General features: G+C 58.8%; 17 protein-coding genes and 2 pseudogenes. 6 read left to right on the forward strand and 13 right to left on the reverse strand.

What is annotated here, in order from left to right:
• Positions 1–160 precede the first annotated feature (160 nt).
• Positions 161–820 carry a site-specific integrase gene (locus ACFQ4G_RS01445; protein ID WP_379039646.1) on the forward strand — a complete coding sequence of 220 codons (660 nt, stop codon included), beginning with the start codon at positions 161–163 and terminating at the stop codon, positions 818–820.
• Between the two features lie 73 nt (positions 821–893).
• Here the strand turns inward: ACFQ4G_RS01445 and ACFQ4G_RS01450 are convergent.
• A pseudogene (locus ACFQ4G_RS01450) lies at positions 894–1,333 on the reverse strand (IS630 family transposase); the annotation flags it as partial.
• Between the two features lie 293 nt (positions 1,334–1,626).
• On the opposite strand from ACFQ4G_RS01450, the gene ACFQ4G_RS01455 reads away from it, so the two are divergent.
• The 3 genes and pseudogenes from ACFQ4G_RS01455 to ACFQ4G_RS01465 all read left to right on the forward strand — a co-directional run bounded on the left by ACFQ4G_RS01455 (position 1,627) and on the right by ACFQ4G_RS01465 (position 6,002).
• A complete protein-coding gene (locus tag ACFQ4G_RS01455) occupies positions 1,627–4,713 on the forward strand; it encodes an HD domain-containing protein (protein ID WP_449288985.1) in 3,087 nt (1,028 codons plus the stop codon).
• Between the two features lie 221 nt (positions 4,714–4,934).
• Positions 4,935–5,480, forward strand: a complete 546-nt coding sequence (locus tag ACFQ4G_RS01460) for a recombinase family protein (protein WP_238202935.1) — start codon at positions 4,935–4,937, stop codon at positions 5,478–5,480.
• A 147-nt stretch (positions 5,481–5,627) separates the two neighbouring features.
• Positions 5,628–6,002: pseudogene (locus ACFQ4G_RS01465) on the forward strand (VOC family protein).
• A gap of 221 nt (positions 6,003–6,223) precedes the next feature.
• On the opposite strand, the gene ACFQ4G_RS01470 reads toward ACFQ4G_RS01465, so the two are convergent.
• The 6 genes from ACFQ4G_RS01470 to ACFQ4G_RS01495 all read right to left on the reverse strand — a co-directional run bounded on the left by ACFQ4G_RS01470 (position 6,224) and on the right by ACFQ4G_RS01495 (position 11,710).
• Positions 6,224–7,156 (reverse strand): M48 family metalloprotease, encoded by a 933-nt coding sequence (locus tag ACFQ4G_RS01470; RefSeq protein WP_238202937.1) that lies wholly within the window; start codon positions 7,154–7,156, stop codon positions 6,224–6,226.
• Positions 7,153–7,938 (reverse strand): lysozyme, encoded by a 786-nt coding sequence (locus ACFQ4G_RS01475; protein ID WP_238202939.1) that lies wholly within the window; start codon positions 7,936–7,938, stop codon positions 7,153–7,155. Before ACFQ4G_RS01475 ends, ACFQ4G_RS01470 begins: the two co-directional genes overlap by 4 nt.
• 414 nt (positions 7,939–8,352) lie before the next feature.
• Complete coding sequence (locus tag ACFQ4G_RS01480; protein WP_238202941.1) at positions 8,353–10,179, reverse strand: hypothetical protein; 1,827 nt, start codon at positions 10,177–10,179, stop codon at positions 8,353–8,355.
• Positions 10,179–10,700, reverse strand: coding sequence for a hypothetical protein (locus ACFQ4G_RS01485; protein WP_238202944.1), 522 nt, complete (start codon positions 10,698–10,700; stop codon positions 10,179–10,181). The genes ACFQ4G_RS01480 and ACFQ4G_RS01485 overlap by 1 nt, the downstream gene beginning before the upstream one ends.
• Positions 10,701–10,760: 60 nt before the next feature.
• Positions 10,761–11,192, reverse strand: coding sequence for a superinfection immunity protein (locus tag ACFQ4G_RS01490; protein WP_238202946.1), 432 nt, complete (start codon positions 11,190–11,192; stop codon positions 10,761–10,763).
• Complete coding sequence (locus ACFQ4G_RS01495) at positions 11,189–11,710, reverse strand: DUF805 domain-containing protein (protein ID WP_238202948.1); 522 nt, start codon at positions 11,708–11,710, stop codon at positions 11,189–11,191. Before ACFQ4G_RS01495 ends, ACFQ4G_RS01490 begins: the two co-directional genes overlap by 4 nt.
• A gap of 135 nt (positions 11,711–11,845) precedes the next feature.
• On the opposite strand from ACFQ4G_RS01495, the gene ACFQ4G_RS01500 reads away from it, so the two are divergent.
• On the forward strand, positions 11,846–12,109 hold the full coding sequence (locus tag ACFQ4G_RS01500; protein ID WP_238202950.1) for a helix-turn-helix domain-containing protein: 264 nt from the start codon (positions 11,846–11,848) through the stop codon (positions 12,107–12,109).
• 17 nt (positions 12,110–12,126) lie between these two features.
• On the opposite strand, the gene ACFQ4G_RS01505 is transcribed toward ACFQ4G_RS01500, so the two are convergent.
• From ACFQ4G_RS01505 to ACFQ4G_RS01520, 4 genes are all read right to left on the reverse strand, one after another.
• A complete protein-coding gene (locus ACFQ4G_RS01505) occupies positions 12,127–12,498 on the reverse strand; it encodes a DUF3768 domain-containing protein (RefSeq protein ID WP_238202952.1) in 372 nt (123 codons plus the stop codon).
• On the reverse strand, positions 12,495–13,121 hold the full coding sequence (locus tag ACFQ4G_RS01510) for a hypothetical protein (RefSeq protein ID WP_238202954.1): 627 nt from the start codon (positions 13,119–13,121) through the stop codon (positions 12,495–12,497). Before ACFQ4G_RS01510 ends, ACFQ4G_RS01505 begins: the two co-directional genes overlap by 4 nt.
• 310 nt (positions 13,122–13,431) lie before the next feature.
• Positions 13,432–14,091, reverse strand: coding sequence for a response regulator (locus ACFQ4G_RS01515; RefSeq protein WP_056455035.1), 660 nt, complete (start codon positions 14,089–14,091; stop codon positions 13,432–13,434).
• A complete protein-coding gene (locus tag ACFQ4G_RS01520; RefSeq protein WP_056455038.1) occupies positions 14,088–15,512 on the reverse strand; it encodes a HAMP domain-containing sensor histidine kinase in 1,425 nt (474 codons plus the stop codon). The genes ACFQ4G_RS01515 and ACFQ4G_RS01520 overlap by 4 nt, the downstream gene beginning before the upstream one ends.
• A gap of 203 nt (positions 15,513–15,715) precedes the next feature.
• On the opposite strand from ACFQ4G_RS01520, the gene ACFQ4G_RS01525 reads away from it, so the two are divergent.
• Positions 15,716–17,518: a methanol/ethanol family PQQ-dependent dehydrogenase gene (locus ACFQ4G_RS01525; protein ID WP_056455041.1), complete on the forward strand. Its 1,803-nt coding sequence runs from the start codon at positions 15,716–15,718 to the stop codon at positions 17,516–17,518.
• Between the two features lie 336 nt (positions 17,519–17,854).
• Here the strand turns inward: ACFQ4G_RS01525 and ACFQ4G_RS01530 are convergent, their stop codons facing one another.
• Both ACFQ4G_RS01530 and ACFQ4G_RS01535 read right to left on the reverse strand, forming a co-directional pair.
• A complete protein-coding gene (locus ACFQ4G_RS01530; RefSeq protein WP_238202956.1) occupies positions 17,855–18,961 on the reverse strand; it encodes an FAD-binding domain-containing protein in 1,107 nt (368 codons plus the stop codon).
• 332 nt (positions 18,962–19,293) lie between these two features.
• Positions 19,294–20,136, reverse strand: coding sequence for a hypothetical protein (locus ACFQ4G_RS01535; RefSeq protein ID WP_238202958.1), 843 nt, complete (start codon positions 20,134–20,136; stop codon positions 19,294–19,296).
• Positions 20,137–20,627: the final 491 nt, after the last annotated feature.

Below are 20,627 nucleotides of genomic sequence, written 5' to 3' on the forward strand. Positions count from 1 at the left end.
TCCAGGCTGACGGATCGCTTCGAGGCGAAATCCGCGCCCACCGCGGCGACGAAATACCCTTCATCGCCCGCCGTTGGCCGGCTTCTTCAACACCCTGCTAATTGCGGTAAATCCGTGCGTGCGGCTGCGTAAGCGAGCGGCGGAGAACATCGGTCGAAGAGTGCTTTCGGACGAAGAGGTAGTCCTGTTTTGGCACGGAATTGTTAGGCCGCCAGTTTCTCGCCGTGTTGGGCTGGCGCTCAGGATCGCACTTCTCACCGGCGCTCGTGTTAGCGAAATTGCGCAGGCAGAACGCCGAGAGTTCACCCACATTGAAGATCCAGAACGTGCTGCGTGGGTTTTGCCAACAGCGAGATCAAAGAACGGTTGCTCACATTTCACACCTCTTTCTGAGCTTGCCCGCAAAGCGGTGTCTGAGGCCATAGTTTTGTCTGGCGACGCAAGTCAGTTTCTGTTCCCCTCTCCTTCAGTAAGCAGCAAGCCAATAACGGGGCATGCTCTCAGTGTTGCCATGCAACGCTTTGGTGGCAATGTAGGGAGCGCATCAGAAGCTTCGCGGAGCTGGGCGTCCGAACTGCCATCCCCCCATGACCTGCGGCGAACCGTTGCTACTCGCCTCGCAGGCCTTGGCTATCCGGCCGAGGATGTTAGTGCGGTACTGAACCATAAGCGACGCGATGTTACCGGCCGCCACTACGATCTTTATGATCGCGCTAAAGAGAAGCGTCGTGCACTCAATTCGTGGTCTGACGCACTCACTGAGCTTGTCCGCACGGCTAGTCCTCCATTGGCAGCAAACGTCGGCAACGGAGTGGACTGAAAATCGCGGCGGTTTGGCTGGTATTCCAATCCGGTGGCAAGAGCCGTGCCCTGGCGGGGTGTATCGTCTGGGTGAGGCAATTTGGATTGAGGTCGGTTTTGCGTCCGAATCTATCCTTTCGTGCAACCTTCTCATCAGGCCGCTCGTATTCAGCTATGTAGAGCGCCCCTTTTACGGGTGATGCGGTGCCGGGCGAAGAAGCGTGACAGGCCGCTCGTGCTCGCTCAGACACCGCGTTCCGAGAGGACGTAGCGGAGTTCACGCAGGAAGGATTGCGGGTGCCCTTCGTTGGCCCGAATGATCAAGGGCGGCCTGCGCTTCCAGGCGCTGCAAATCGCGGTCGTCGCCCATCGGCTTGGGCGCGATCTACCCATCCTGCCGGTAGCGCTCGTACCACCGGATTGCGCTGGCTGCCTCGACACCGAAGCGTTTGACCGCGTGGCGCCGTGATGCGCCCGCTTCAATCGAGGCAACCACACGCTCGCACAGATCACCTGGCAGGACTGAAGGTATCGTGATCTTCCCTCACGAGCCCGTCCAGTGACTCGCACGCGATCCAAACGCCTACCCCAACCGCTTTAACCCGACGGGGCACGGCTACAGCCGGCAGCAGGGGCGATCACTTGCGTCGGATAGTCGCAGGTGTTCGTCGTCAACCGTTGCTCGCTAAGACCGCGCTAGCTCGCCCTTAGCTCGAACCCAGGTTCAAGAAACTGCATAGGCGGATCGGTGCTAGACACGCCCTGCGCATATGAATTATCTATCCGCAGGATTTTAATGAAAAAAGGCCTCTAGGGGGAACATCATTGAACGACTTAACACAAGCAGAAACGCGAGCCATTAAGGCGACAACCCTTGAAGCTTTTCCTATCCAACTACATGAGATACGGAGGACAGTTCAGCATATCCTATCCCTATTCGGTAGGAACAACTTTTTCCCTGAATACACTGTTCATAGCTACGATCATGTCCATGCTATGCTGCAAGATCTTGAGTGGATTATACCTGACGTCACTAAGGAGGCGATGACGTCAGCGGATTGGCTCATGATAACACTATCAACTTACTTTCATGATTTGGGGCTTATAGTAACAGAGGAGGAGTATCAACAAAGAGGAGCCTCTCAATTTAATGATTTTTGCAGTAACGTACTTTTTGGTCGCGATGATGGATCCGATTATAAACAAAAAGTAGATGAATTAGGTCCTGACCGAGCAGAGCGCTTTTATTACTCGGAATTTGTCAGATATAACCACGCCGCTCGGGTTAAAAATTGGATTCACGGAATAGCATCTACGAAATTAGGTAGTGCTGATACCAGCGCAAAAGAATTAGGTCAGCTATTGAACCGGCTTAGCAATGACTTTAGGCATGACTTGGGGAATATTTGTGAAAGTCATAATTTAGACGATCTACAAGATCTGCGAAAGTACAAGACCTTCCAACCCTATGGGCGAACGAACGACGAGGCATGCAACCTGCTTTATGTTGCCGTCCTTCTTCGGACTACAGATTTGCTTCAAATAACTAAACAGCGAGCTCCATCAGTTCTGCATAGATTCATAAGTCCAACCGATCCAATAAGCCAAGTTGAATGGGCCAAGCAAAACTCGGTGAGAGGTATCTTTCCTAAAGCAATTCTCGATACCGAGGGTAAGGCAACTGACGAGCAACCAGACACAATTTCAGTCTATGCAAAATTTGACAACGAGAATGGTTTCTTTGGCCTGACTTCATATTTGCGATACGCTCGCTCCGAGATTAAAAAATCATATGGATTATCTGCAAAAGCATTCCCTTCCTTAACGCGAAAATACGTCTTTCCTTGGAAAGAAATAGACGACTCGCACGTGGAAGCAAATGGTTTTATTCCGAACCCTTTTGAATTCCGTATAGATCAAGCTAAGATACTTGACCTTTTGACTGGTCATACACTGTACAACGATAGTTCAGTCGCAGTACGTGAACTGATCCAAAACTCGATTGATGCTGTTAGATTACAATGCCACATTGATCAAATCGATAGTCGCGAATTTGGCAAAATAGATATTACCTGGGATACAAATACTCTTGAATTAAAAATTATTGATAATGGAACCGGAATGACTCAAGAGGTTATCGAGCGACATTTTTTAAGTGTCGGTTCCTCAAGATATCAAGAACCAAAGTTTAAGGAACAATATCCCAAGTTTTCCCCAATAAGCCGGTTTGGCATCGGCGTTTTGTCGGCATTCATGGTTGCTGACAGCGTTAAAATAGTCACAATTCATCCTGACGATGAAGCCGGACGTCAGATTTCCTTACGTTCCGTCCATGGAAAGTATCTCATTCGGCTACTAAACAAAGAGATCGATCCTGAGGCCGTGGCGATTGGCCCGCATGGGACGTCCGTTTCAATTAGAATGCGACCGAGCTCGAAGAAAATCAGTATCTTAGCTACAATCAACCGCTGGATCGTTTTTCCCCGGTGCAAAATGACGCTAAGTATCAATGGTGGAGAGCCTAAATCTATCGGCTTTGACAGTCCTAAACAGGCGATAGAGGCATATATTGATAGTGCTCCCGAGTTTAGAGGAGCGAGTGCAGGTTCGACTGTACATGAAATAATCGATTCGGGTTTAAATCTAGCTTTCGCAACAAAATATAATCGACACTTCCGAGATAGCGCCTTCGTGCAGTTATCAGACGAGTCGCGCCGTGACCCAAGGTTCATCGCTCCTTTAGGTCTTTGCGTCGAAGGCATTCGAGTTCAATTTCCCTCTCCAGGTTTTAGCTCGGGAGCGCAGATTTTATCTATTGCTGATTGTACGGGGTCAAGTGCCCCACGAACAAACGTTTCACGTTCTGCGCTTGAAGAAAGCGGGGATCAGCAGAGCATCCAAGAGCTAGTCTATCGCCTCTATTTTAAGCAAGTTGAGCATGAAATTGATCGTCTTCAAAAAGACGAAGGATTTTCATTGTCATATGCTGTTGAGCAGTTTCCTTTTGTGGCTTCGGCTCTGTTGCATACTCCAACTGATGAGCCAACGAAAAGGGATGTCCTTCGCAAATTTCCGCTGTTCATTGTTGAAAATGGCAACAATAGAGAGCAGATATCAGCGCATGCCCTTGCCGAAAGTGGTGAGTTTTGGACTGTAGAAAGTAAGACACTATCGGCTCTTATGGAGCTCTTAAGAGATACAAAAGCAGATGTAACTGCACGACAAGTATCGGAGTTTTGTGCATTTCGCGGATCAGCCCTTCCATCTGGTAGAATACTTACCAACGCAACTTCATCAATTATATCGCGGGGCGTTCTTGAAACTGAATTTGAAGTTTGTGAATTGAGGGCGTCCGAAACTGATCGGAGACTTGACGCACGCTGGCGTCCAATCGGAGTGAAAAAAGCTTGGATATCCGGAGATGAAGCACAGGAGGCTCTGTCAGCATCCGTAAGACTAGACTATAATCGCTCGCGGCGAATGAGACAACGGCGACGTTCATTTAATAATGGATCTCTTCTAGTCGCCGTAGACGATGTACCGTTGTCTGGGTTGGATCGTTATTTTGCAGTTTCGTTGGGGTCTAGGATATATATTCTTCCTGGGACACCGCTTCAGAAGTATCTCATAAAATTTGCCACTTCTGACCAGATCAATGATATAAGAGCTTTTTCTGTTTATTGCGAGGCTCTTTTTGCGCCTAATGATTATCGGGCCGCGGGTCAGCCATCAACAGTTCGGGAAGTCGAAAGTTACATTCGAGACATCAATGCTCGATCAGACGAAGATCATAATTTGGAAGTAAATGAATTTCTTAGTGCAATAGAGTCGTCCTCGGATAAATTGGCTCTATTTAATCCATTTGCTTGGAATAGATCAGAATCAAATGGTGATCATACCGAGTACGAATAGGTTGACGATGTCTAATCCTGAGATTTTAAAGATATAGTCCAGAGAGTGGAGCGAAGATGTGTCGTTGTAGTGCTCGATCATATTATTTTTCGCCAAAAACGTACATTAGGGTATACCCTGCTGTGACGTAACATCGTCGGCGTCGGTCATCGTAACAACTGGGTTGACACCGGCTATTTGTGACAAGGTAGCCTCGGGCCTAAAGCTTGAGGTTACAAACTATGACCCGCATCGGTTACGCCCGCGTCAGCACCCTCGATCAGGACCTCGAAGGGCAGGTCACCCGGCTGAAGGTCGAAGGCTGCAGTGTCATTCGCTCGGAGAAGGTCTCTGGCGGCAGCCGCGACGGCCGAGCTGAATTGGCAACCGTGATCGAGTTCCTTCGGCCCGGCGACGAACTGATGGTCACCCGTCTTGACCGGCTCGGCCGCGACACTCGTGACGTCCTCAACCTCATTCACGAGGCCGAGCAGCGCGGCGCTTATATCACCGTACTCGACCCGCATGTCTCGACCCGAGGCGAAATGGGTCACGTCGTTTTGACGGTACTCGGCATGGTGGCGCAGATGGAGCGACGGTTCATCAAGGAGCGCCAGCGCGAAGGCATCGAACGCGCGAAGGGCAGCGGTGCTTATGTCGGCGGTAAGCGCCGCCTCGACCGCAACCGGATCATAACGTTATCGAAGGCCGGCAATGGGGCCGCTGCGATTGCGACGGCTTTGGGCTGCTCCCGCATGCAGGTTTATCGGGTGCTGCGGGAATCATGATCAGCAAACTGTATTCAACGATGCCATGTCCTGGACGGCTGATAAGCGGTCGCTGAGCTACCCGATACATGTGGGTATGCCATCGGCAACGGCTCGTTGCCGCGCTCGACCACGGCTATCTCGCGCCGCTCCTTTTCGAGAGAGAGTATGTTCACTCACGTCATGATTGGCAGCAACGACCTGGAGCGGGCACGGTGCTTCTACGATGCTACATTCGTCGCATTGGGAGGGAAGCCCGGCGTGATGGACCCCAGGGGCCGGCTGATATACGACCACGAGGGCGGGCGGCTGATGATCACGAAGCCCATCGATGGCAAGCTGGCGACAGTGGCCAACGGCGGAACCATCGGTATCGCCGCATGAAGCCGCGAGCATGTCCTGGCATGGCATGAGGCCGGCACCGTGCATGGTGGCGCCGCCATCGAAAGCCCTCCCGCAGAGCGCCCGAACGGGTCCTTTGTAGCTTACCTTCGCGATCCCGATGGAAACAAGCTCACCGTACCTACCCAGCAGGCGAAGTGACAAAATCCGTGGTCGCCATCACTCTGCTCGGCCTAGAAACCGAGAGCGAGCGCTGACGCTGTGCGTCCGAGAAGGGTGGTGAGCGGACACTGGCCCTGCGTCCAGAAACGGACGTTCGGCATGCGACCCGTTGCGGACATTGATCGACGCGGATCGCCGAGATTGCAGTAACCGCACAGGCGGCATGGTGATAGCCATTAAGGAATTAATACCTGCATGTACTATTTGCAAGCTGCTTCAAGGTAAGTGGGTTTACCTTTCACATTTATCGTGCAGGAGTATTTGCGCTCAATGCATCGAAAGGGTGTACAAGTATCCCGCTCAACTTCATCGGAGGTTACTACTTCGAACTCAGAGGCATTAGGGTAAGACGATTTCAATTCAGCTACAGCTTCAGCGCAATAACCAGGCTGGTTGCCGCCGCCGCCTCGCCAATTTGACGCCTTAAATATCGTTTTCTGGAAACCCCAGGATGCAACGCCGTTCTCGAGAACGCGACACATAGAAATGACGTTCCCGCCGCAGCTTTCAAATCCCTTCTTCACAACCGAAAGGGAGTCTTCAGCCGATGGGTAGAACCCGTCTCCTTTACTTGGACGTAAACGCGACACAAGGCTCTGAACCGACGACCAGTTGCTCTTCATCCGTGCTGTAGCGCATCCACCAAATTGATCTGCCTCAAGCTCTTTCATATACCGCGCAACTTCCCTTCTCTCAAAGAAGTGTCCTTGAACGAAATGTCCGAACTCATGCCCAAAGACAAAGATCGCTTGATCTCGGTCGTTGCCGATCACCTCGCGTACCCATGTTGGATTGTATACAATGAATCTACCGGGTTTTATCCCGGCCGAGCCAAGCTCTTTCGTGATCTCCGTTTCACTAGCCGCCCATGACTCGACCTTTTCAATTATACCGCAAGATAAAATCGAGATATCACGTTGCATTCCAAAATATGAGCCAATGGTTTTCAGAAGTTCCTCGGCATCATCGACAGTATCACTGACCTTCGCTGTTCCACTTATTCGTCCTTTGGCGTGCTCTTCAAGACAGACCTTAACATCTGCCACGGCCGCAGCGGCAGACCAAGCGACAGGTACGAACAAGGCTGCGGTCACCAGGAGGCGCGAGATAGGGGCTAATATTTGCTCGCTCATTGAGCCGACTCGCCAGTTTTGATATCGATCAGGTCGCCGGCAGTGGATGCGATCCCCAGAGACGAGCAATTTGAGCGCGTGAACTTGCCGTCATTGCCAAAAGCCAACGCTCCCCGAAATAATGTTTGCTCACATTCTCGTCGGGCAATAAGACCCTCGTAGATCGTTCCGTTGGCGCGAACCCATCTCAGAAACTCACGCGCTGCGAGATCATTCCGATTTCTCTGCATGTGGCGAAGAAGTGTTGATTTTGCAAAATTTGCTTCACCAACATTAAAAATGAATGACACTAGAGCAGAAAACTGATCAATGTTAGTCTCAATTGGATCCAGCTTTCCATCACCGTCTTTGTCCTCTTTATATAATGTGGACTTTCTAACGGCCAGACTCGCGAATGAGAGATCTTCCTTTAAAAACGTGATCGCTTGGCCTTCGCTAATCCCATCCTTCAAGCTCTCGAGGTTTATATTACCACAACGATCCTTCTTGATCAGGCGGCCATAACCAATAGTACAATAGCCGGCTGCATCATTGTAAGGTATATGAATATCTGCTTTCTTAACAGATCCCTCGAAATCAATCAAAAGAGCCAGTCCAAGATTCGATATCGCGCGGGCATCAGTCGAGGAGGGGGCCGCTCCAAGGCTATTTGACTCCCTCTCTTCTAAAAGTGTAATCGCAAACCGAGGTGTAACTTTATTGGGCGCGTCAGGGAAGTCCTGGCTGTATGCGATAGAAGTCAATAGGATGAAGCTAAAGCTAAAACAGAGTGCTTTCACCATGATTATCTCCGGCTTCAATTGGGACAGCGAGGCCATGGCCAGAATGTTTCACGCACCCGAGTCACCGTCAACGGCGTGCAGGTTCTGCCGTCCCGTTTTTCTCTGAACGGAATGATTCTCGTCGAATGCTGCTCGACATGGGTCTGGCGTGCGGTCACTCGCCGTGTGACGTTCGGCTCAGCTTGTCTGCAAAAGAGAACGGAAAGACCGCCGAGTTTTCGAAAGTGGGCAGATCCTGGTGAAGTTGCTCGCCGCCTGACTTCCGCTTCCCACCCGACCCGGTCGTTAGCGTCGATTTCAACGGCCCGGAAGGGGACCTTCCGAGGATCTGTGAAGGATCGAGTGCAGACGATACCGACCGTCAGAATTCTACCGCCAGTCCGATCCTCGCACGGGGGGATGACAGCCTAGCCTTCAGCGGCACTGAACCCAGCTCGATGTTGTGCCGTCCCTCTTCAGGGACAGTCCACCACGCGTGAGGGAATAAGTGGTGGTCGCGAAAATCTCCGGCTGCTCGACATCGTCGATGGCGTGTGAGCCATCGACCTCCCAGGCGGCTTGGCCGACGCGCCGCACGGCGTTGACCTTCTGAGGAAACTCGAAGTCGCGCGTTCCGGTTCGTTCCTGCAGTGAGATCGTCAGCACGCCATACTCGTCATAGTCAGGCTGATTCCGCTTGGGGTCTCTGCAGGCGCGTCGGTCATTGAACCAGCGTCCTATGAGCTCGCGTGGGTACTCTGCCCCAGGATCGCGGTAGACGACGCTCCATGACGCCTCGGGCATCGTACCGGGGCACAGGGCGTTGTAGGCGGTCGCGACGGTCGCCTCATCGGATCGGGTCGAGCCGTCGAGCCACTCACTGCTGGCGATATCCTGAAACAGCCATTGCCGATCTGCATCGATATGGATGTCGGCCGATGAGCCCGACGGCTTCTCGGCGAGGCGATAGCTTCGGCCATCGAGCGTAACCGTCTTTCTGTAGCAGTTCGCTTTGGCCGTTCGCGTTTCGTCGGGCATGCTCGCGACGCAGGCAGAAGCATCGTCCCGGTTCTTGTCCCCTTTGACCTTTTTGCAATAGCTTAGTCGTTCTTTCGGCCCTGCACGGAACACGCCGGTGGCCGCGCCGGAACCCTGACCCGTGAGAGCAGTCGCCGCGAGCGCTGGGCTGTGATCGGGCTCGATCCTGATGTCGGAAAGGCGCTCCGTGAAGCGTAGCGGCAGCTTGAACGATACGACTTTGAATGCTCCCGCGCTCGCCCAGCCGATCTTGAACACGGGGTGCTCGACCGCCACGAGCTTGGTAGGGTCGCCGGCCGCAGGGACGCCCCTCGGTTTCATTGGGTTGCCCCGGATCACGATGCGGCAGCCAGGCTCGCTCGTGATGGCGGTGCGACGCGGTTCGCCCACCGGCGTCGTTAGGATGCGCTCGTAGGCAGCCCTGTCCGCGCAGAACAGGGTCGGCGCGCTCGTCACGCACAAATCGCCCGGCTTGCACCAGCCGCGCCCGGCCGGCGTTGGTCGCGGTGTGACGCCGATGCCGATGACATCTCCGCGCGCAAGGTAGTAGCTCGATTGAAATGGCCCGCCACTGCCAAACGACAAGGCGATGGGTCCGGTGCTGGCGACGGCCGAGCCGACCTCGCCCGTATTGCCCTCGCCGACCTGAACGCATTTGCCCGCCGATTTGGCCTCTGGTGAGCCGAGTGCGAGATCGGTCGCGCTCGGGCATGCCCATACCGGTGGTCCCGCCCGCACGGCGCAGAAGCCCGGCCCTTGGCATGTCGTCGTGCTGCCGGCCGGCGCGAACATGCCTATCGGGATGTAGCCGAGATGCTTTCCCTTGTCGGTCGCGTACATGACCTGCGCCGATTTCGTCGCCTCCACGGCGAACCACCGATGGGCCGGTACGATCTCACAGGTCCCAGCCTGGACCGCGGAAAGGCCTGCCTGCTGCCCCCGATCCGACCCGGCCTGGGCAATCGCCAGCGCGGTATCGAGGCTGCACGCAAAGGTCGCCTCCGGCAGGCGGCATTCGGACCCGGCTACGCAAGTCGGTGGCATTGTAGCGGGAGCGACTGACTCGACGGCCCTGGCGATCTGTGCGGGAAGGAATACCCCGGTCAAGGCGACCGAGAGCAGCGCGATCTTGGCACGAGCCGATATGACAGTGACCCCGTGCATCCCGTGCAGGGTGTGCGTCACGACCACCCCAACGCCGTCTCGGTTCAAGGCGGCGCGCATCAGAAGTCCTTTTTCACGGTGCGGCTGTCGGGGTAGAAATCGCCGTATCGCTCGCGCAACCAGCCCACGGCTATCGCGCAAAAACGGCGCCCCTGTTCGGTGTAGGTCCGTTCCTTGACGTTGCCCCGACCGGTGTAGGCCAACTCGGCGATGTCGTCGTTCGCCGCGGCCTCCTCGCGATTGGCGGTCTCCCACCGTTCGTCGGTGGCGAGGGTGGGCTCCTTCTTCAGGAGCGCCGCCTCAATGCCCTTCACCTGCGCTTTCGCCTCCTCCATCTGCTGGGGCGTGAGATAAACGAGGGCAAAGCCAGTGCGGCTATCGAAGCACTGCCGGGCGGCGAGGTAGTTGCGGTAGGCATCAAGCAACATTGTCGTGGGCTTGGCGGCTTCTGCGAGCATTTCTTCGAGGGCGCGCTGCTTCTCCTCCGCGGTGGATGGGCCAAACTGCGCCGAGGCGAAGTTGATCGAGGCAGCCAGTGCGACGGCTGATATGAGTGCGGCGTGGCCAAGACGGTACGGCATTCGGTTTCCTTCTCATCTCACGGGGGATTGGGTCTGACCGACGCGCTGACCTCAAGCGGGCTACAGTCCGCGAAGGACCGCGCTTTTCAGCGCGCGATGCTCGGGTTCGTCGATGTGGCCGGCGGTGCGGAGATCGCCAAGGCGTTCGAGTTCCCGCACTGCATCGGCCGGCGAAAGGGCGGGCCGCGCGTGTCCGCCACCATCCCCGTGAGGGGCCGCCACGAGGGCGACCCACCGGGTGTCATTGACGAATAGATTCAGCCCCGACTCGCCGCCCTGCGAAGCGCCGGTCTGATCAGGCCGATGCACTGCGTGCAGCGCCCAGACCAACGCCACGACCCACCCGACGAGCGTTCCGCCGAACAGGCCGTTGACCGCCAGGATGACCCAGCGATTGGGGTGACGGCGGTGGAAGGCGATGATCGAGGGCAGGCCGTAGATCGCGATGCAAACGGTGACCGCGACCAGCACCCAGACGGTGTCGTCGGTCACGCGCCGCGCGCCTGCGACAGGGCCTGAGCCTTCATGACCTCGAACTCGGCCTCCGACAGGCTGCCGCCAGCGCGAAGCTGCGCAAGCCGCTCGATCTCGGCGATCACATCACGCTGCGGCTGTGCGACGGGGCGAGCCGGCACCGGGCCTGCGGGGGCAGCGCCAATTGAAGCGGGCACGGCACCGGCCACCGGGGGCGGCCCGAACCGGTTCGGCCCCGGCGTCCCGGCAAAGCAGGCGAAGACCAGCGCGACGGGGCTGAGCAACAACCACCAGCCCGAATGGTCGGTGTCGTGCATCCGCCGAATGCCGGCGGCCACTTGGGGCACGAGGTGGATCAGGTGGACGAGGCCGATGAACAGGCCGCCATCCTTGTTGCCCGTGGCGAAGGCCGCATCGAGCATCAGGGCGATGACCGCAATGCCGAGGTACACGAGAATGAAGCGCCAGTAGTCGCCGCGCGAGGTACGGCCGGTGAAGTCGCGAAAGCTCCGCATCGCACTGAGGTACGAGTTCATTAGCGTCAGATCTCCGGAGGGGTTTTTGGGTCAGGTGGAAAGGCAGCGAGCTTTCGGTCATCCAAGCGACGCCGCTATTTCCTGAACTTCTATTGCCTGGATTGATGGACTGCAACCGGTGCGCTGTCGCCGCCGATGAATGCGCGCGACATGGTCGGTTGGAATCTGCGTCGCCTGCGGGTGACCAAAGGCTTGTCGCAAGAGGCGCTCGGCCTGCTCGCGGGCTGCGAACCGTCCTATATCGGGCGTATCGAACGCGGTCGGGAGAACACCACCATCGAAACGCTCGAAGGCTTGGCAGCTGTGCTCGATGCCCACATCTCGGCGTTTTTCGTCACCCCCGAAGCCGGCGCCGAGAAGCCAGCCTCGCTTCGTCCAGGGCGCAAGCCCAAAGCCTGAGCACCGAGGATTCATCGTCAGTACTCCTCAGCGAGCATGATGGTGAGAATGCGCACCGTCACCGCCGGGTCGGCCGGGTCAGGCGAGTGTCCGACCATGGCGCGGTCGTAGGTGTCGATCTTCCAAAAGCACCGCTGCCCAGCGAGATCGAAGGCGCCGAAATCATGCTCGCCATGCGGGTCGTTGGCGACGCTGAAGGCCTCGAATGCTTGCACCGCCGCTTCGGCCTTGAGACGCTGCTCCTCGGGCAGGGTAGCGATCCCGCGCGACAGCATCACATGCCCGCCGGCAAAGCTCCGGCGGAAGGCATCGTTGAGGCCGCGCACCCGGTTGGTGCGGGTGGTCGAGGCGGAATCCGCCTCGACGTTGATGGGGGCTGGGCGGCTCATGCCCCCGGCTTTGCGCTCTGCACCGCGCCGGGCGGGAGCAAGCCAAGCTCGCTGCGGTGCCGGGTGATCAGCCCATCGTCTGGCCAGTCGCGCCACTGAAGCTCGAAGGCGTCGTCGGCCTTGGTGTACATGATGATTGCCTCGAACCAGCCCTCCTGCGGGCCGGCACAGGCCAGCACGAGGCAACCGCGTTCGATGCCGGGCCAATCGGCGGGTGCCTTGAAACGGCCGCCAGGGCCTCCGCTGCCCGAAGCGTCACCGGCAGCACCGCCCGAACCGGGAGGGGCGCTGGCGGCTTTCCCTGCGGCCCTGACAGGCGGGGCAACATCGGGCAGGCCCGCCGCTGCGATGAGCCGGTCAAACACCTCGCCTTTGACGAACGGCACGAAGGCTTTGCCGCTCCCGAACAAGCGTCCCTGCGGCAGGCCGGCGGCAAGGCTTTGATGAGTGTCATCGCTGATCTCGAGGACATGCATGCCCATCAGGCCGGCGGCGCGCTCGGCCTCGGCCTTCTCCCCGGCGGCAAAGCGCGAGGCGTGGGGGCGGTGCCGTTCGTCGCGGCCGAACAGGATCAGGCTGGGCGGTATGGTGGCAGCTGGGCTGATTGCGGTGTTCAGCGTCATGAGCAGGCTCCAGAAACGACGAAGGCGGCCCGGAGGCCGCCTTGCGTTGAGTGTGAGGGGAAGGATGCACCCGCCTGCTGCCGGTGAGGCTTGGGTGGTGGCAGGCGTCGCAACAGCAGCGGCATTGGGGGCATCCGGTTAGCTGCGAAACAGCCCGCAGCGAACCTCACATTATAAGATTATCATCCTAATGTCAAGCTTGGGTTGGTTTTCAGCTGGCGCAGCTACCTATGAGTTATGCCGCCAGGTCTCTTTGATATTAGCGGAGCAGTCACAGCAATGAGCAAACTCTTGTCGTTTTGCTTTTGCGTCAGGCGTTGTCAGGTAATCCACTTGGTCGGATGAGGCCCGCGGCAATTGCCAGCCAGACGAGGTGCGCGTCATTGCGGGCACCCAGCTTCGCCTTGATGCCATAGTGGTAGTTCTGAATGGTTTTGGGGCTTAGGTTGAGCGCCTTGGCGATGGCCTCCGTGGCCATGCCGGATGCCACGAGTTGAAGTACCTCGACTTCCCGGGGGCCGAGCTCGTCGAGCGGCGAGCGCTTGCCGCTGAGACGTTCCGCTGCAAGCTCCTGTGCGATGTCGGCGCTGACTGCCTGTCCGCCACGTGCCACGATGGCCACCGATCTAACCAGTTCCTCGGGGGCGCTGCTTTTGGTGACGTAACCCGAGGCTCCCGCCTCAAAGGCTTTCAGGGCGTAGGCCGCCCCCTGATGCATGGTGAACACTAGGATGCGGGCGCGCGAGTCCCATTGCCTGATGTGACGGACTCCCTCGAGGCCGCTAGGACCCGGCAGCGACAGATCCATGATCACCAATGTCGGTTTCATGGCCTTATACGCCCGGTAGGCATCGGATGCCGTCTCTGCCTCGGCCACAACGCGGTATCCAGGTTGACGCTCCAGTAGCCGACGATACCCTTCCCGAACGACAGGATGGTCATCGACGAGGAGGATGCCAATCTCGCTCACGCGGCAAGCCCCTCTAGCTTCATTCCGGGAGGGATCTTCCTATCGTTCCGTGGGCTAGAATGATCGGCCTCCGACGGACATGGAATCGTCGCTTCGATCCGTACGCCGCCTTGGGCGGGGACGATGGCCAAAGTCCCGCCGAGAGCCCCGATCCGCTCACGAATGCCGAGAACGCCGTGGCCGCTGCCGGTCTCCACCAGCGCCGCGTCGCCACCGCCGTCATCCACGATGCCGAGCGTTACCATGTCCGGCGTCCGAACAAGGCTGACATTCACCTGAGTCGGCTTTCCGTGACGAACTGCATTGGTGAGGCACTCCTGCACGATCCGGTAGATGCTGAGCGCAACCGGTGCGCTCAATGTCGAGAAGTCACCGGCGAAGCTCAGGCTGAAAGCGGCGGGCTTCGCACTTCGTCCCTCCCATGTAGAGACGAGGCGGCGGAGGCTATGTTCCAAGCCGAACTCTTCGAGGTCGGGAGGCCGCAGGCGTGCCAGCGCCCCTTTCAGCGTACCCATCATATGACGGGTGATCCGGCTGATCGAGCGAGCGTCGTCACGCAACTCCGAACGTTCGCCGGCCTCGGCTTCGATTGCGCTCGCCAGGGCTCCCGTGGCGGTCAGACATTGTCCGAACTCATCATGAAGCTCACGTGCGAGTGCACGGCGCTCTTCTTCCTGAACGGCAAAAAGACGCCGGGTCAGCGCCGTCCGCTCGGCCGTAGTGTGCTGGAGACGCTCGCTCAGGGCGTTCACGGCACGCGCGATGCGGTCGAATTCCCCGGCTCGGAACGGGGGTAGGCGGGTGGAATGATCGCCCCTCTCCATCTTGCCGAGGCCACGGGTGATCACCCGCGCCGGCTGTAGTGCGATACCGATCACGAAGGTGGCCAGGATGGCGATACCGCCAGCCATGGCGGCGGCGGCGGCCATCAGCACCCGCACCTGTCGCCAGACCTGGCGCACGGCCGCGCCCCGGTCGGGCGTAGTGACCACGATCCCCGCTTCCCTGCGATTCAGGATCACCGCGCGGCGGATCGGCGGGATCACTCCGAAAGCCTCGCGATACAACGTTTCGAACCACGCCGGAGCTGGCCTACCCGCGGTCTCCAGGCCACTGCATTGCTGAAGCGTGGCCTCGCCCTCCCATGTCAGGGCGACGCAGTTCCCGGGGCTGATGAATCGCAGGGTGTGCGAGCTGCGCCAATCCGGAAAGGCATATTTGGCGGAGCGACCGGCGCTGCCGCGCCAAGTCAGTTCCCGCCAGGCGAGTTCCTGCGCTTCCCGGACGACCCGGTCGGCCGAGGCCGCGGTCTCCTCCCGGATGCCTTGGTGCACCTCAGCGACGACCCAGGCTGTGGCACAGGCCAGGCAAAGCAGCACTACGCCAAGGACGCGCAGGATCAATCCGATGAGCAGACCCATGCCGTGGTGTTCCCCGCATCCAGCGAGGGAGAGGGACGCAACGGCCGGATGCTGGCAAGTGGGCAAGGCTGCGATCAGGCAAAATGCCCGACTGACGACGGGGATCCTGCCCTACCAGGGGACCGGGCGGGCCAATAGCGTTTCCGTCGTCGGGCTGCTCCGCGAGACAGTCGAAGAAGGCAGCCGGCGACGGGAGGAATTCCATGAAACATGCTTGCCTTCTCGGCTTGGGCCTCGCGGTTGCGGGTGCCACCGCCGGGCTCGCCAATGACGACGTGCTCAAGCGCAGCCAAGACCCCAACCAGCAGGTGCTGCAGACGCTCGACTACGCCAACACCCGCTACTCGAAGCTCGACCAGATCAACGCCGGGAACGTGAAGAACCTGCAGGTCGCATGGAATTTCTCAACCGGCGTCCTGCGCGGCCACGAGGGTTCACCGCTCGTCGTCGGTGAAATGATGTTCGTCCACACTCCCTTCCCCAATATCGTCTATGCCCTCGACCTCAACAACGAGGGCAAGATCCTCTGGAAGTACGAGCCGAGGCAGGATTCGTCCGTGATCCCGGTCATGTGCTGCGACACGGTCTATCGCGGCCTGGCCTATGCGGATGGCGCCATCATCCTGCATCAGGCCGACACCACCCTGGTCTCATTGGACGCCAAGTCCGGCAAGGTGAACTGGTCGGTCAAAAACGGGGATTCGAAAATCGGCGAGACCAACACCGCCACGGTGCTGCCGGTGAAGGACAAGATCATCGTCGGCATCTCCGGTGCCGAGTACGGCATTCGCGGCCATATCACCGCCTACGATGCGAAGACCGGTAATCGCGTCTGGCGCGGCTACAGCGTCGGATCCGATGACGACATGATCGTCGATCCGGCGAAGACGACGTCGCTCGGCAAACCGATTGGTCGGGATTCCTCCCTGAAGTCCTGGGAGGGCGATCAGTGGAAGACCGGCGGTGGCGCGACCTGGGGCTGGTATTCTTACGATCCGAAGCTCGACCTCGTCTATTACGGCACCGCCAACCCCTCGACTTGGAACCCCAAGCAGCGTCCGGGCGACAACAAGTGGACCATGGCGATCTTCGCTCGCAATCCCGATACGGGCATGACCAAGTGGGTCTACCAGATGACCCCGCACGACGAGTGGGACTACGACGGCATCAACGAGATGATCCTCACGGATCAGAAGATCGACGGCAAGGAGCGCCCTCTCCTAACCCACTTCGACCGTAATGGCTTCGCTTACACCCTGGACCGCGCCACGGGTGAGGTATTAGTGGCCGAGAAGTTCGATCCGGTGGTGAACTGGGCCTCGAAGATCGACCTGGACAAGGCGTCGCCTACCTATGGCCGCCCCCTCGTCCAGGCCAAGTTCTCCACCGACCAGAACGGCGAGGACACCAATACGAAGGGCGTTTGCCCAGCCGCGCTCGGCACCAAGGATCAGCAGCCCGCTGCATTCTCGCCGAAGACCCAGCTGTTCTACGTGCCCACCAACCATGTCTGCATGGACTATGAGCCGTTCCGCGTGAGCTACACGCCGGGTCAGCCCTATGTCGGTGCGACCGTCTCGATGTACCCGGCTCCCAACAGCCACGGCGGCATGGGCAACTTCATTGCCTGGGACAACCTGAAGGGCCAGATCAAGTGGTCGAACCAGGAGCAGTTCTCGGTATGGTCGGGTGCTCTCGCCACCGCCGGCGACGTGGTGTTCTATGGGACCCTCGAAGGCTATCTGAAGGCCGTCGATTCGAAGACCGGCAAGGAACTCTACAAGTTCAAGACGGCCTCCGGCATCATCGGCAACGTGATGACCTACACCCACAAGGGCAAGCAGCACCTCGCCATCCTGTCAGGTGTCGGTGGCTGGGCCGGTATCGGCCTCGCGGCCGGTCTCACGGACCCGAATGCCGGGCTCGGCGCGGTGGGTGGCTACGCTGCCCTGTCGAGCTACACCAACCTCGGCGGTCAGCTGACGGTCTTCACGCTGCCGAACTGACCAACCTCAACTCGATGCATCCGCTCTGTCGGGGCGGATGCAAGCACTGTTCTCCCGCGCAGTGACCGCTGTCCGGAGGAATGGCGTGTCGCCCTCGCGCCAACGACGAAGAGGGCTGTTTGCGACAGTAACTGATCCGAACCTGCGTGGGGCGTATGTCCTTCACTTTGTCGCCGTACGGTAATGGATCGGCGGGCTTTCGGGCCCGCCATTTTTTTGGCTGAAGCCAGACGCCCAAACGGGCAGCGGGGCGCAAAGGCACATAGCAGACACCAACTACCGTTTGCATAAGCGAACTATATCACGCGTCTCCGCCAACCGATCTGCGGATCGCTGTCATATGAGTCGAGGGATGGCTTTCCTCAGCCGGGAGTAGCCGCCGGTGGCCAACGGCCACGCCTGTTCGTCCCAGGCCCGGCGAAGGCGCAAACACCCCTGTGGCAGCACCATCGCCGATGGTCCGACCGGGGCCGATGCGGTCACAATCGGCAGGCCGCCGAACCAGTCCTTTTCGATCAGGGATGCCGGGCATCCGAAATAGGCTTCGGCTCGCACCAGGGCATCGGCCATCGCAGCCTCGTCCGCAGCCTTAACCAGCTCAGACGCGCCGTCCGCATGGGCAACGAAGCCGCCGACGCAGGCGACCCGTGCGGTGCCGAGGGGGAGGCTCTCCGGGTACAAGTCATCGAGATGTAGGAGCAACGCCACTTCGCCATCGGGCACGGCGTCGGCCGGCGGCAACAGCACCTCTCGGGGCGGCATCGGCTCGTCGAGGGCATCGGGGTACTCATCGAGGCCGACCGGGTCAAAGCGCCCATCGGTGTACCGCCGGATGTTCTCGGCTCGGGCAACGTAGTGCTTGCCCCGAGTGTGCAGGCCGGCGACCCAGCGCCAGGACAACGTGTTGCTGGCGGGATCGCCATCGACCAGTTGGCGCATGAAGAAGTCAGCGCCGAGGGCCCAAGGCAGGCGAAGAGTGAAGATCCAGATCGAGGCGAACCACATGCGCGCGTGGTTGTGGAGCCACCCTGTCTCGACGAGTTCGAGGGCCCAGGCGTCAAAGCAATCGATTCCGCTCCGCCCCTCAGTCGCAGCCGTATAGGTCCGCCGCAGGCCCGGCTCGGTGGCAAGGCGCTCATGGCCCTCAGCGGCCAGCGCAAGGTAGCCTGTCCACGCGGCGGGATGGGTTTCCAAATGCCCCTTGAAGTAGGTCCGCCAAAACACCTCGCTGACGAACTTCTCGGCGTCCTCGTAACCGAAAGCCGCGACTGCCGCAGCAACGACCTCGTCCTCGGTGATCAGGCGCCGGCGCAGATAGGGCGAAAGCGCCGAAGTCGTTGAGCGCGCTTGGGGTCCGAGGTCGAAATTGCGGGACCCGGCATACTCGGCTCCTTCATTCGCAAGAAAGGCGGCGAAGCGTTCGAGCCCGGCGGCGCGGGTCATAGGGAAAATACGATCCATGACCATGAGCTAGCGCGCGGCAGAGAGAAGCCGATGCGACCGATTTTCGAGGGTTCGGGCCACCCATATCGGCGCCATACCCTTGGAGGCATCACAGGCGGCCTAGGCAGGCCATCTCCACCGAAAGGCCGGGCAATACCCTTGTAGGGGCTTCTTGCTGCCTGCAGCCGCCTCCGGTAGCGAGGGAAAGGGGGCGCCCCGTAGGGGGACTTTGGGGTTACAACGTAACGGGCGTACGCGGCCCCAATACACAGCCGACCTAAGTCCTCCGGCTCGCTGGCATCACCTTGGTAGGGGTTGTACAGGGGCTGCGGCTACCGCGCCCTCGGTTGCCGTGAGCCTGCCGCCCGGGAAGCCCGCTGGCTCTCCCAGCGTCGAAGCTCGGCACCAGCTTCATGACGAATGGTTTTGAGGACCGTCCGCCCTTTACCGCCCGCGAAGGCAAGCTCGCCGAGGGGGCGACCGGCGAAGACCTGAGCCATCCGCGCTGAAGCGCCAGGCCTGATAACATCCTTCTTCTGCGTGAACTCACCGGTGGTCGGCGTCGTAACCTCACCGGTCACCGCATCGACGACCGTATCCTTGAGCGCCCAAACTCGAGTGCTAGAGAGTTGGCCCTTCGTCATATAGAGGGCCTGGCCCCCAACCTCAGATCGCTTGAGGGGGCGAACGTGTGCAGCATCGATCCCAGGGACAAAGGTCTGGTAGCGCCGGTTCGCAGCGTCGCAAATCTCCCTCAACCGTTTCTCCGAGACGCCCCACACAATGGCATGGGTGTGCCACGAAACGGCGAGCTGGTACCCAGCGCCCGTGACGTCCAAGTTTGAGTAGTGAGCGGCTTCGACCATACCAACGTAGCTGCAGCCGCGGAGGATCTGATGGGTCCAGCTGTGAAGGGGGTGAACCTTGAATGCGGCGGCCTGGTCCTCGCGGACCGTGAACCGCCGCTCGATGAGTGTAACGAAAAACAACGGCTCATCTGGGGGGAGCGCGCGGACCGAACGGTCCAGGTGCTCGGCCGTGATGCGGGCGAACTGCAAACGCGCTTGCAGATTGTTGGCCAGCTGAAACCGAGCGTTGGCCGGGTCGAGTTCGGTCGCGGTTTCTCTATCGAGAACGACCGACCCGCGACGACCCACGTGCATGTAGCCTTTCAAGCGGCCATCGGTCTCCCGGTGCTGCCGCTCAAACTCGACCCAGGTGGTAACCGGCTTCCGCTGAGTCTTGGGTGCTGAGTCAGGTTCGGGCTTTGAACGCGGGGTGGGGGTGCGCGGGGGTGAGGCGGGCAAAGGTGCCTTCGGCAGGCTGCCCGAGGCTGTAGACGGGGCCCTGGGGGCTGCTGCGGGGCGTTCTACGGCGGTGGGGCGTGTTACAAGGGGTAAGCACCCCTCATCGACATTTGGAGTGCTCACGCTGCCTCGAAAAGCGGTCTGAGGAAAGACGCTATTTATCAGATGCTGAGGGACGAGCAGTTTGATCATTGCAATATTCCTGGCTAACTTCATCGACTATTTACAGCAAATAATTGACTGAGATAATGAAATACTGCGTTATTGGTTTCAGTTGTCATCTTCGATTATAACGCTGCGGGCTCCATTCTCGCTCGCTGCTCGACGATTTTTTGCGTTACGCAAAATTCCAATAGCAG

The organism is Methylobacterium marchantiae (assembly GCF_042679825.1).
Taxonomy (GTDB): domain Bacteria; phylum Pseudomonadota; class Alphaproteobacteria; order Rhizobiales; family Beijerinckiaceae; genus Methylobacterium; species Methylobacterium marchantiae.

Excerpts from the sequence above, each read along its gene's own strand:
- ACFQ4G_RS01495 (WP_238202948.1), bottom strand. The coding sequence starts at position 11,710 with ATGAACTCGTACCTCAGTGCGATGCGGAGCTTTCGCGACTTCACCGGC.
- ACFQ4G_RS01505 (WP_238202952.1), bottom strand. The coding sequence starts at position 12,498 with ATGAGCCGCCCAGCCCCCATCAACGTCGAGGCGGATTCCGCCTCGACC.
- ACFQ4G_RS01520 (WP_056455038.1), bottom strand. The coding sequence starts at position 15,512 with ATGGGTCTGCTCATCGGATTGATCCTGCGCGTCCTTGGCGTAGTGCTG.
- ACFQ4G_RS01530 (WP_238202956.1), bottom strand. The coding sequence starts at position 18,961 with ATGACCCGCGCCGCCGGGCTCGAACGCTTCGCCGCCTTTCTTGCGAAT.
- ACFQ4G_RS01500 (WP_238202950.1), top strand. The coding sequence starts at position 11,846 with ATGAATGCGCGCGACATGGTCGGTTGGAATCTGCGTCGCCTGCGGGTG.
- ACFQ4G_RS01460 (WP_238202935.1), top strand. The coding sequence starts at position 4,935 with ATGACCCGCATCGGTTACGCCCGCGTCAGCACCCTCGATCAGGACCTC.
- ACFQ4G_RS01485 (WP_238202944.1), bottom strand. The coding sequence starts at position 10,700 with ATGCCGTACCGTCTTGGCCACGCCGCACTCATATCAGCCGTCGCACTG.
- ACFQ4G_RS01480 (WP_238202941.1), bottom strand. The coding sequence starts at position 10,179 with ATGCGCGCCGCCTTGAACCGAGACGGCGTTGGGGTGGTCGTGACGCAC.
- ACFQ4G_RS01510 (WP_238202954.1), bottom strand. The coding sequence starts at position 13,121 with ATGACGCTGAACACCGCAATCAGCCCAGCTGCCACCATACCGCCCAGC.
- ACFQ4G_RS01525 (WP_056455041.1), top strand. The coding sequence starts at position 15,716 with ATGAAACATGCTTGCCTTCTCGGCTTGGGCCTCGCGGTTGCGGGTGCC.
- ACFQ4G_RS01470 (WP_238202937.1), bottom strand. The coding sequence starts at position 7,156 with ATGAGCGAGCAAATATTAGCCCCTATCTCGCGCCTCCTGGTGACCGCA.
- ACFQ4G_RS01475 (WP_238202939.1), bottom strand. The coding sequence starts at position 7,938 with ATGGTGAAAGCACTCTGTTTTAGCTTTAGCTTCATCCTATTGACTTCT.